This is a genomic window from uncultured Campylobacter sp. (genome assembly GCF_963517995.1).
GTDB lineage: Bacteria > Campylobacterota > Campylobacteria > Campylobacterales > Campylobacteraceae > Campylobacter_A.
Genome location: NZ_CAUQHQ010000083.1, coordinates 1 through 10,152, shown reverse-complemented (window position 1 = coordinate 10,152; position 10,152 = coordinate 1). Strand labels below are relative to the sequence as shown.

General features: G+C 43.9%; 12 protein-coding genes. All 12 read right to left on the bottom strand.

Features of this window, described 5'->3' with window-relative positions; genetic code table 11:
• Positions 1-755 precede the first annotated feature (755 nt).
• Genes RYL88_RS08815 through atpD form a run of 12 tightly spaced genes read right to left on the bottom strand, consistent with a single transcriptional unit; the run spans position 756 to position 10,134 of the window.
• A complete protein-coding gene (locus RYL88_RS08815; RefSeq protein WP_297968761.1) occupies positions 756-1,526 on the bottom strand; it encodes an ATP-binding protein in 771 nt (256 codons plus the stop codon).
• Positions 1,523-2,206, bottom strand: a complete 684-nt coding sequence (locus RYL88_RS08810; protein WP_314990661.1) for a 5'-methylthioadenosine/adenosylhomocysteine nucleosidase — start codon at positions 2,204-2,206, stop codon at positions 1,523-1,525. Before RYL88_RS08810 ends, RYL88_RS08815 begins: the two co-directional genes overlap by 4 nt.
• Complete coding sequence (fabD, locus tag RYL88_RS08805; RefSeq protein ID WP_314990659.1) at positions 2,203-3,123, bottom strand: ACP S-malonyltransferase; 921 nt, start codon at positions 3,121-3,123, stop codon at positions 2,203-2,205. The genes RYL88_RS08810 and fabD overlap by 4 nt, the downstream gene beginning before the upstream one ends.
• 10 nt (positions 3,124-3,133) lie before the next feature.
• The gene (locus RYL88_RS08800; protein ID WP_314990657.1) at positions 3,134-3,715 is read right to left on the bottom strand and encodes a peptidylprolyl isomerase; all 582 of its coding nucleotides are present in this window, start codon (positions 3,713-3,715) and stop codon (positions 3,134-3,136) included.
• A 58-nt stretch (positions 3,716-3,773) separates the two neighbouring features.
• Positions 3,774-4,670: a tetratricopeptide repeat protein gene (locus tag RYL88_RS08795; RefSeq protein WP_314990655.1), complete on the bottom strand. Its 897-nt coding sequence runs from the start codon at positions 4,668-4,670 to the stop codon at positions 3,774-3,776.
• A 9-nt stretch (positions 4,671-4,679) separates the two neighbouring features.
• Positions 4,680-5,198 (bottom strand): OmpA family protein, encoded by a 519-nt coding sequence (locus tag RYL88_RS08790; RefSeq protein ID WP_314990653.1) that lies wholly within the window; start codon positions 5,196-5,198, stop codon positions 4,680-4,682.
• Positions 5,199-5,252: 54 nt separating this feature from the next.
• Complete coding sequence (tolB, locus tag RYL88_RS08785; RefSeq protein ID WP_314990651.1) at positions 5,253-6,527, bottom strand: Tol-Pal system protein TolB; 1,275 nt, start codon at positions 6,525-6,527, stop codon at positions 5,253-5,255.
• A gap of 10 nt (positions 6,528-6,537) precedes the next feature.
• The gene (locus tag RYL88_RS08780) at positions 6,538-7,368 is read right to left on the bottom strand and encodes a TonB C-terminal domain-containing protein (RefSeq protein WP_314990649.1); all 831 of its coding nucleotides are present in this window, start codon (positions 7,366-7,368) and stop codon (positions 6,538-6,540) included.
• A complete protein-coding gene (locus tag RYL88_RS08775) occupies positions 7,361-7,753 on the bottom strand; it encodes a biopolymer transporter ExbD (protein ID WP_314990648.1) in 393 nt (130 codons plus the stop codon). Before RYL88_RS08775 ends, RYL88_RS08780 begins: the two co-directional genes overlap by 8 nt.
• Positions 7,750-8,331 (bottom strand): MotA/TolQ/ExbB proton channel family protein, encoded by a 582-nt coding sequence (locus RYL88_RS08770; protein WP_295144906.1) that lies wholly within the window; start codon positions 8,329-8,331, stop codon positions 7,750-7,752. Before RYL88_RS08770 ends, RYL88_RS08775 begins: the two co-directional genes overlap by 4 nt.
• Positions 8,331-8,720, bottom strand: coding sequence for an ATP synthase F1 subunit epsilon (gene atpC / locus RYL88_RS08765; RefSeq protein ID WP_314990647.1), 390 nt, complete (start codon positions 8,718-8,720; stop codon positions 8,331-8,333). Before atpC ends, RYL88_RS08770 begins: the two co-directional genes overlap by 1 nt.
• 16 nt (positions 8,721-8,736) lie before the next feature.
• Positions 8,737-10,134, bottom strand: a complete 1,398-nt coding sequence (gene atpD, locus RYL88_RS08760; protein WP_314990645.1) for a F0F1 ATP synthase subunit beta — start codon at positions 10,132-10,134, stop codon at positions 8,737-8,739.
• Between the last annotated feature and the right edge of the window lie 18 nt (positions 10,135-10,152).

The following is a 10,152-nucleotide window of genomic DNA, read 5'->3' as shown; positions in this document are numbered from 1 at the left end:
CTACGTAGAGCTGAGCTACTTGCGCTTGAGTTACTGCCATGTGGACTCCTTTTAATGTTCTTAGTTATGGTTTGACGTCTTAAAGGCGGGTTAAATTTAAGCTTGGAATGCTTTATAAACCGGCAAATCGGCGCTAGACATATAGATATTTGATACCTAAATTTAGCGTGCGTTACGGTTTAAAAACCTTTTAAGAATACGTGCGATTATATCAAAAAAATATAAAAACCAAATTTATCGGTAAGAATAGAAAATACGATTTAGTTAGATTTAGGCAGAGTTGCCGCAAAAACCGCTAATCTCGGTACGCGGTTTTATAGCGGTGCCGCGACGAATGTATATACAAGGTTGTTAGTCTATAATTTGACGCTAAAACAGATTATTAAGTTGGGTTTTGTCAAAATACCTTTAGCCATTTAGGCATACGAGTAAATTTTATCGATGCAAGGCTGATGATTTTGTAGCTTGATTGGTTTTTACAAAATTTGCCAAAATTTCGCTAGATCTATCAAAAACGGTCGCATCATCGCCTAACCAGGTAACTCAAACCAGGTATAACATGAACGGGCAAGTAGCTAAATTTTGCGGTTTTAAATCTCTAAACACACGAGACAAAGGGGCGAAGTTGCCGAATTTATTTTGCTTAAAATTTGACAAAATCGCTAAAATAGCCAAATCCGGCATAAGATTGTCGTTGCGTCAAGCCCGCTCCAACCAAAATCAGCAGCCGTCCAAAGCGGATAAATTTGCGAACATCAATCGTCGCATCCTTCTAAATTTTGCGCCTGAGCGGCGAAAAATGTATCGCTGTGGATATTTTCAAAAGCGGCCTTTAGCGAGACAAAAAGCTTTGGATTTTGCTTTTCTAAATTTGCCAAAAGCTCCTTGGTTTCGGCTCTAGCGTGAGGCATCTTGATATCAAATCGCATCGCCGGACACGCCTCGTCGCCGATAACCGTAAGCCCGTTTCGCACGGCGTTTTCGCGTAGCTGCCGCTCACGCACGAATATAAACGGCCTAATAACCTCGATCCCGTTTGCCGCGACGTATTTTGGAGCAAGCGTTCGTAGCGCGCCGTTATAAGTAAAATTCATAAAAAAGCTCTCGACCGCGTCGTCGAGGTGGTGGGCGATGGCGAGCTTGTTAAAGCCGTGCTCGAGCGCGTAGGTGTAGAGATAGCCGCGCCTCATACGCGAGAAAAAGCTGCAAAAGCTAGAATTTTTGCGGATCTTGTCCTTGGATATCTCAAAGATCGAGCTATCGATCACGTCGTGCTCGATGCCGTGCTCGGCGCAGTGGCGCGTGAGGTATGCGTAGTCCTCGCCCATGCCGTAGCTTAGCGTCACGGCCTTAAACTCAAATTTTTCGGGCGTGACGTTTTGCATGTGTTTTAGCACGTGCGCGAGCGCGAGGCTGTCCTTGCCGCCGCTAAGACCGAGCAAAATTTTATCCCCGCCGCGCACCATGCGGTATCTGGCGTTAGTCTGCCCGACCTGGCGCAGCAGCCGCTTGCTAAGCTCTATCATAGCCGCTCGATCATCGCGAGCATGAACTGCGCGCTGACGTTTGCCGAGTCTTGTAAAAATTTATCGAAGTCAAACTCCGCGCTGCCGCCCGCCTCGTCGCTGATGGCGCGAAGCACGAAAAACGGCACGCCAAGACTCTCGCAAACTAGCGCCACGCTAGCGCCCTCCATCTCGGCCGCATCGGCTTTGAAGGTTGCTTTTAGCCACTCTTTTTTAGCATTATCGCAGATAAACTGATCGCCCGTGGCTATGACGCCGCCTTTTAGCTCGATGCCTTTTTCGGCCGCGACGCTAGAGGCTAATGCGTTTAGTGCGTCGTCGCTTTTGATAAAGATGCTGGTCTCGGGCACGTAGCCGTGCGGGTGTCCAAACGCCGTAATATCGACGTCGTGCTGCACGAGGCTAGTAGCGTAAAGCATATCGCCGATTTTCAAATTTGGATTTAGCGCGCCTGCGACGCCTGTAAAAAGTAGCTTGTCGGCGCCAAATTTCTCGATCATCGCGCTTGCGGTTAGAGCGGCGTTTACCTTGCCGATCTTAGAGTAGGCGATCACGAGTTCCTTGCCGCCGAAATTTGCGAGGTAAAATACGTTATTTGCGTGCTTAACCTCTTTGTAGTCCTTGATACGCTCAAGCAAAGGAGCTACCTCCTCGCGCATCGCGCCTAAGATCGCTATCATTTAAGCTCCTTTAAAAGCTCTTCAAGACTGCTAAGATCGGTGACGCTAAATGTCGGCTTCTCGGTAATTTTTTTGTTGATGCCTTTTAGCACGCTACCGCCGAACTCCACGAAAATATCGACCTCGTTTTCGATGCTTTTGATGCTTTGTTTGTATAAAACGGGGCTAACGAGCTGAGCTTTTAGCAAATTTAGCGCTTCGTCTTTTGAGCCGTAAGGCTTCGCCGACGCGTTTGAAACGACTGGGTCAAATTTAGCGGCCAACGCTGGCTCTAGCTGCGCCGTTAGCTTCTCGCTAGCACTCTTTAAAAGCGGGCAGTGGCTAATGACGGACATATTTAGAGGCAACACGCGCTTAGCACCAGCTTCTTTAAACGCTGACTCAAATTTAACGATGTCCTCTTTTAGACCCGCGATCACGATCTGACCGTCGCAGTTGTAGTTCGCGGCGTAAATTTGACGGCCGTCCGCTTGCGCGTTTTTGCAGATTTGCTCGACCGTCTCGTCGCTAAGACCCAAAATAACGCTCATCGTTACGTCTTTGCCCGCGCAGTCCTCTTGCATAAATTTACCGCGCAAATTTACGATCCTAAGCGCATCAACAAAATCAAACGCTCCGCTAACCGCAAGCGCGCTAAACTCGCCCAAAGAGTGCCCAAGCGCAAATTTAGGCTTAAAATTTACGCTTTGCTTTAGCGCGAGATAGCACATAAGCGAGTTTAAAACGATAGCAGGCTGGGTAAATTCGCTCCTATTTATAAGATCGTTTTCGTTGAAAAGTAGATTTGAAAAGTCGATTTTTAGGCTGTCGCTTGCATTTTGCAAAAGCTCGGCGGCCGGGCGGAAATTTTCGTAAATCTCCTTACCCATACCGACGCTTTGCGAGCCTTGTCCGGGAAATATAAACGCTGCTCTCATCTAGGCTCTCTTAGTGGCAGCCGCATCCGCCGTCGCCGTGGTGGTGACCGTGGTCATGGTGTCCGTGTCCGCAGCAACCGCCCTCGCCGTGATGATGGTCGTGATCGTGTCCTCCGCATCCGCATGCGTGAGCACCGGCTACCATGCCCGTAGCTATCTCATCCTCAGTAGCGTCGCGTCTGTCGAAAATTTGAACCTTAAACTCCAAATCTTTGCTCGCATAAGGGTGGTTAAAATCAACTGTCACGTCGTCCTCGCTGATAGATTTTACTATCACGCGTACGCTCTCGCCGTGCTCGCCTTGACCAAAAAGCTCCATACCCTCTTTTAGCTCTATGCCCGCAAATTGCTCTTTAGGTAGCATCTGAACGGCGCTAGAGTCGTACTCGCCGCAAGCTTGCGCAGCCGGGATAACGATAACCTTCGTTTCGCCTTTGTTTAGTTTTAGAACCTCTTCCTCTAACTTCTCGATGATATGACCGCGACCCGTTAAAAAAGAAATCTCTTGCCCCACTTGCATATTGGACTCTAAAATTTCGCCCGTTTTTGCATCTTTTAGCTCATAAAACATAGCTATAACTTGTTCTTTCACGTTTTTCTCCTATTTATGAAAATAACGTGATTATATCGTTAAATTTATTAAAAAAGTTTTAGTTTCGAGTGGGTGCGGCTTTGGCTTCTTTACTGTCGGGATAGCCTAGTTTTAGCGCTTTGTAAAATTTATTTGCGCTTGCCGTGTCTTTTATCTTATCAAAGCTGATAGCTGTGTGATAAAGAAGTTTTGGGGTATAGTCGGCTTTGTCGTATAGCTGAATGCTCTGCTGATAGTATTTTATAGCGTTGTTATAGGCTTTTTGCTGGTATGCTATCTCGCCGAGATAAAAATTTGCCATTGCAGGCTTATGATCTTTGCTTAAAAGATACTCGTATCTAGCCTTTGCGTCGTCGAGTTTACCTGCGTCAAATAGCTTTTTGGCTTCGCTTGCCACATCTTGATTTTTTTGTTTAGTAAAATCAGTCTTTGGAGTTTGCGACTCGGCGACCGGACTATTGCTATCTACCGGTTTGTCTTCATCGTTTTTTTTTGTGGTAGTAGGCGCTACGTTGCTCTTATCTATCAAAGCACCCATATCTTTAAGGGCTTTGGTGATTTTAGCATTATTGGCTTCTTGTATTTTTCGACTTTCTTCTACGTATTTTTTAAGCTCCTCAAAATCGCTTTTTGCGGTAGAATTTCCGTCGTTTCCTTCAAGATCGTTTAGTCTTTTTTCTATCCTAGATATTCTTGAATTTAGCCCGTCTAAAACGCTTTGCAAGCCTTCTAGGCGCTCTTGCATAGCATTTAAATTTGACTCGACATCACCCATATTTCTACTTAGGTTTTCTACGTTTTGTCTATTTTTTAGAAAGGTTTTTTCATTATCAGTCAAACCGTAGGGACTAGAGCTATCTAAATTTCCAGCATCAAATACCGAAATTTCATTGGAAGCAGAATAAGAGAGCGTGACTCCCGCAAAAAGAGCCACGATAGTTTTTAAATTTGTCATAAATCTAAATTATGGAAGAACTTTAAATTCAGCGCGTCTGTTTTGAGCGTCGCAAGCTTTTGATTTGTCTGTGCAAACGGGATTGCTTTCGCCGTAACTTACAACCATTATTCTATCTGCATTAACACCTTGTTTTACTAGAGCGTCTTTGGCAGCTTTCGCTCTTTTTAGACCAAGCGCATAGTTGTATTCATCGGTACCCCATTCGTCGCAGTTACCTTCTACTTTTACAGAAAGGCTTTGAGCGTCCGCTTGATTAAACAAGCCTGCATTTGTATTGATAACAGACTGCATATCGCCTTTGATATTAAATTTATCAAAGTCAAAATACACAGTTTGAACTTGACCTTCGATGCTTGAGATTAACTGTTGTAATCTCTCGCTATCGCTCATCATATTATCGCTTGAGTTCATACCGCCCGTATTTTGATTGGCATCGGCGCTCATATCAACTTCAGGGGTTTTAGAGCTACAACCGCTCAACAATAAAGCTGCCACAGCAGCAGAAGCTAAAACTACTTTTTTCATTTTCATCCTTTTTATAAGATTTAATCGCTATTATATCATAAAATTTACTAAATATTACCAATCAATCGACTGAATTTTACCGATTTTTAATGGAAATTGAAAACTTTTGTTCTCATTCACTCGAATTATGCCTAAAGAACTCTGCCCGCCGAGCTCTTTTATAAATACTACGCTTTGTCCGTCGCTAGAAAATCTAGGATACAAATTTTTTCCGCTTGCGGTAAGCTGTCTAATGTAATCGGTTTGAGTAGAAATCATATAGATATTAAAATCCCTCGTGCCAAAACTGCTCTTGCCGTCTTCCCTACTTGAATAAACTATATAGTTTTGATAAGTGCTGACGGAGTTGTTATTTTTACCGTGAAAAACCATCTGCTCAAAACCGCTTCCGTCGACGTTTTGAGCAAAAACATTCGGATAGCCGAGCCTATCTGAAACAAAAACTACGCGCCTATCTCCGTCTACGAAATTGCCGTTAACGTCGATACCGCTGTAGTTTGTTATCTGCGATAATCTTCTTGAATTTAAATCATATATATAGATATCGGGCTGATCTTGAGGCGCCATAGTTAGCAAAATTTTATCGCCGTTTTGACTAACGTCGGAGGCTATAAGCATACCGCCCTTGCTATCTAAAATTTTAGTTTTTTGGCCGCTTGCGACGTCGTACCTATATAGCACTAAATTTTTACCGCTATAATCAGAGTAGTAAAACGCTCTCTGGTCGGCTCCTATCCATTTAGGAAATATATTTAAACCGCCGCGTACAAGTACTTTTTGATAGGTTAGAGTATAGTCGGCTATAACGATCTCGCTTTGTTTTGAGCCTGTTCCCTTGGCGAAAATGATAAATTTCTCCATCCAGTTAACCGGAGGCATTTTCAGCTCGTTAATAAGCTCGACTATCGCTTTATGCGCGATAAACGGATACTTTGCTCCGTCGTTCATATTATAAATTTTCTCGTACTGAGTAGTTGCCGTTTTGGCGTTTATAAGCTTAACTCTTAAAGTAAGAGGCGAATTTGGCGAGCCTTCAAGTGCATATCTAAAAATTAGTTGTGCGCCCTTTTCACTCATAACGTTCGTATTTGAGTCGCCTTCATAACTACTGGCGATATACTCATCCACGACCTCAAAATCAGAGCTTACCTTTAGGTCTCCCAGCATAATTTTGTGAAATTTGCCCTTAAAAGTTTGATCTCCGACGGCCGTAGTGGCGTCTTGAAGCACGATTTTTGGTAGGGCCATGCCCTTGTTGACGACCGAGATAGTGGCATCAACGGCAAAAAGCCAACTCACAAAAGTAAGAAAAAGTAAAATTTTCTTCATTGTTCCTCCGTTATTCTAGTTTGTCTTGCAATTTAGTTCCGAGCCTAACGGCTCTGCCTATCTGAGTAGGCGGCGGAAATTTCTCAGAAGTCATACGCTCTAAGAAATCTCTAACTTTGTCGTTAAATTCGCTATTATACGATAACTTTTTTATATCATAACTAAACGATCCGTCAATGTCGATGACAATCTCAACCTCCGCCTCATCGCTAGAATCAGCTTTATAAGCGCTCCATCTGCTCTGCAAAATTCTGCTAATCATGCCAAAATATTCGTTATATTCACCTGTCATTTGCGACTTTGGAGTTTTGGCAACCTGATCTAAAGTAAGCGCATTAATTACATCGCTAGCCTTTTTTTGCTGGCTTTTTATTTGGACTTTTTCTGGTTTTTTGCGACTTTGCTCTTTGGGTTGCTCTTTCTTCTTAGCAACCTTATCCTCTTTTAGTTTAGAGGTATCGATACTGCCAAACAGATCCTTTAAATTTGGCTCTTCGACTTTTTTTTCTTCAGGCTTTGGCGGTACAGGATCAGGCTCAGGCGGCTTGTTGGTGGTATCAGGTTTGGGTTCTTCTTTTTTAACCTCTTCCTCTTTTTTTATAGGCTGGGGTTTTTCCTCTTTTACGACCTCTTTTTTAGGCTCTGGTGCTTTTACGGTAACATCCGGTTCACGCTCGACTATCATGATATCCATAAAGGCATCTTTGGTATCGGTATATTTTTTCGGCTCTTCCTTAAAATATGTAAGCTTGATAAAAATACCGATTATTATGCAAAGATAAAGAAAAGTCGACAGCACAAAGTAGCCGGAAGTGTTAAATTTGAGATCAAATTTATCCATTAGTCTGAAGCGCTACCTTTGTAAAACCAGCGTTTTTTACGCTTTTTAAAACAAACATTACATCGTCATATATGAGAGTTTTATCGGCCTTGATGTAAACAGGCGAATTTTTATCGTATCTTGCTCCGATGAGTACGATATTATCGGGAAGCTCACGCAAATCCATAGTGCTTTGATCTATCCTAACCTTTTTTGTAGCATCCACGATAACGGTTAAATCCTTTTTTTGGGCTGAAGAGGCTTTGGTCTTTGAGCCGTCCGGCAATAAAATTTGTTCATCGTAAACAATGGTAGGCGTAGTAACCATAAGAATCGCCAGCAAAACTAGCATAATATCCACGAGCGGAGTTATATTTAACTCCGGGGTTTCGTCAAGATTTATCATTGATCTTCTTTAAGCGTTACGAGAATATCCACCTCTCGCTTAATCACGCCCATAAGCTCGTAAGCTTTCCTCTTGATAAGCAAGCTAAACGTATAAGCCGGTATCGCTACAAATATACCTGCCCCGGTTGCCACTAGCGCCTCGCTGATGGCAGGAGCTATAACGTTTAGAGAAGAATTTCCGCCGCCTTGTCCAAGCTGAGAAAAGGTCTCCAAAATAGAAACCACCGTGCCGAAAAGTCCGATAAAAGGCGACGTAGAGGCAACTATACTAAGCCAAGTAATACCGCTGGTTGCATTTCGCTCAGCGATACTAACGGCGACCGATAGCTTCTCTCTAGATATCGAGCCGCTTACGAACCGTTTTAAAATGGATTCGTTTAAAACATGTTTAGACCCGCCCATTAATAGCGACTCAAGAGCATTTTGTTCTTTTTTTTGCCATGATCTAAGCCCTGCCATACGAGAAAATAGTATAGTAAGGCTTATAATGAAATAAAAAGAAAGCCAGCTAAGCACGAATATAGTAATAAAACTACTTCTAGATAAGTAGTTTAAAAAAATATCAAGTCCAGCCACTATCTTGCCCGAGCCATACTGTCTAATTTTGCCACAGTAGCAGCCATAGCGTTGTTCTCACTACTCATGCCAGCAATTAAATCCTTCGCCTTTTGCAATGAATTTGCTATCTCGCTCTCAGAATTTCCCGACACGTAAACAGCGCCGTCGGCAAGGATAGTTGCCTTGCCTTCGTTTATCTCGGCATACCCCCAGTTTATTGCGACGGCATCATGGCTTTTATCTTCGCTCTCGATATCTATAACCCCAGCCTTTAAAAGCGATATAAGCGAGGCGTGTCCGGGCAAAACCCCAAACTCGCCCTCGCTACCCGGCAAAATCACGCTTTTGATATCATTTGAAAACACTAAACCCTCAGGCGTAACGATTTCTAAATGTAATTTACTCATTACTTCTCCTTTAAATTTAGGCTTTAAATTTCTCGGCTTTCGCTATCGCTTCGTCGATATTTCCTACCATATAAAATGCGTTTTCTGGCAAATCGTCGTATTTTCCTTCCAAAATTCCCTTAAAGCCGGCGATATTTTCCTCAAGGCTTACGTATTTACCGGGGCTTCCTGTAAACACTTCGGCAACAAAGAACGGCTGAGATAAAAATCTCTCAATCTTTCTAGCGCGGTCAACGGTAACCTTATCTTCTTCGCTAAGCTCGTCCATACCGAGAATCGCGATGATATCTTGAAGGTCTTTATATTTTTGTAAAACCGCCTGTACACCGCGAGCTACTTTATAGTGCTCGCCGCCCAAAATTTGAGGATCAAGCATTCTTGATGTCGAATCAAGCGGATCTACCGCAGGATAAATTCCCTTTTCTGCAATAGCTCTGTTTAGAACGGTAGTCGCGTCAAGGTGCGCGAATACGGTCGCAGGAGCCGGGTCGGTAAGGTCGTCAGCAGGAACGTAAACAGCCTGAACCGATGTGATCGAGCCTTTTTTAGTTGACGTAATTCTCTCCTGGAATTTACCCATTTCGCTCGCCAAAGTCGGCTGATAACCAACGGCTGACGGGATACGCCCAAGAAGTGCCGACATCTCTGCACCGGACTGAGAGAAACGGAAGATGTTATCAATAAACATCAAAACGTCAAGTCCCATCTCGTCGCGGAAGTACTCGGCCATTGTTAGACCTGTTAGGGCGATGCGGTTTCTTGCTCCCGGCGGCTCGTTCATCTGACCGTAGCACAAGGCGACTTTATCCAAAACGTTACTCTCTTTCATCTCGTGATAAAGGTCGTTTCCTTCGCGCGTTCTCTCGCCGACGCCGGCAAATACGGAGTAACCGCTGTGTTTAAATGCGACGTTGTGGATAAGCTCCATGATAATAACCGTCTTACCGACGCCGGCACCGCCGAATAGTCCGACTTTACCACCCTTTGCGTAAGGAGCCAAAAGGTCAACTACCTTGATGCCTGTTTCAAAGATTTCACTCTTCGTGCTTTGCTCTTCGAACGGTGGAGGATCGCGGTGGATAGACCATTTTTTGTCAAATTCTACACCCTCACCCTCGTCGATCAAATCGCCGACGACATTAAAAATTCTTCCCAAAACTTTTTCGCCGACCGGGACGCTAATAGGTGCACCAAGGGCTGTAGCCTCAAGGCCTCTAATTAAGCCTTCACTCATGTCCATAGCGATAGTTCTTACGCGGTTATCGCCAAGATGCGCGGCAACCTCTAGAACGAGTCTATTTTGCTTGCCCTCAACCTCGAATTTTACTTCGAGGGCTTCGTTAATCTTGGGTAAATAATCCGCGAAATCGACGTCGACTACCGGACCCATTACCTGAGAAATGATACCTTTCATCCATACTCCTTAATTATT

What these genes read in the sequence shown, in the direction of transcription:
- RYL88_RS08815 (WP_297968761.1), bottom strand. Translation starts at nt 1,526, where the DNA reads ATGATAGAGCTTAGCAAGCGGCTGCTGCGCCAGGTCGGGCAGACTAAC.
- RYL88_RS08810 (WP_314990661.1), bottom strand. Translation starts at nt 2,206, where the DNA reads ATGATAGCGATCTTAGGCGCGATGCGCGAGGAGGTAGCTCCTTTGCTT.
- fabD (WP_314990659.1), bottom strand. Translation starts at nt 3,123, where the DNA reads ATGAGAGCAGCGTTTATATTTCCCGGACAAGGCTCGCAAAGCGTCGGT.
- RYL88_RS08795 (WP_314990655.1), bottom strand. Translation starts at nt 4,670, where the DNA reads ATGACAAATTTAAAAACTATCGTGGCTCTTTTTGCGGGAGTCACGCTC.
- RYL88_RS08790 (WP_314990653.1), bottom strand. Translation starts at nt 5,198, where the DNA reads ATGAAAAAAGTAGTTTTAGCTTCTGCTGCTGTGGCAGCTTTATTGTTG.
- tolB (WP_314990651.1), bottom strand. Translation starts at nt 6,527, where the DNA reads ATGAAGAAAATTTTACTTTTTCTTACTTTTGTGAGTTGGCTTTTTGCC.
- RYL88_RS08780 (WP_314990649.1), bottom strand. Translation starts at nt 7,368, where the DNA reads ATGGATAAATTTGATCTCAAATTTAACACTTCCGGCTACTTTGTGCTG.
- RYL88_RS08775 (WP_314990648.1), bottom strand. Translation starts at nt 7,753, where the DNA reads ATGATAAATCTTGACGAAACCCCGGAGTTAAATATAACTCCGCTCGTG.
- atpC (WP_314990647.1), bottom strand. Translation starts at nt 8,720, where the DNA reads ATGAGTAAATTACATTTAGAAATCGTTACGCCTGAGGGTTTAGTGTTT.
- atpD (WP_314990645.1), bottom strand. Translation starts at nt 10,134, where the DNA reads ATGAAAGGTATCATTTCTCAGGTAATGGGTCCGGTAGTCGACGTCGAT.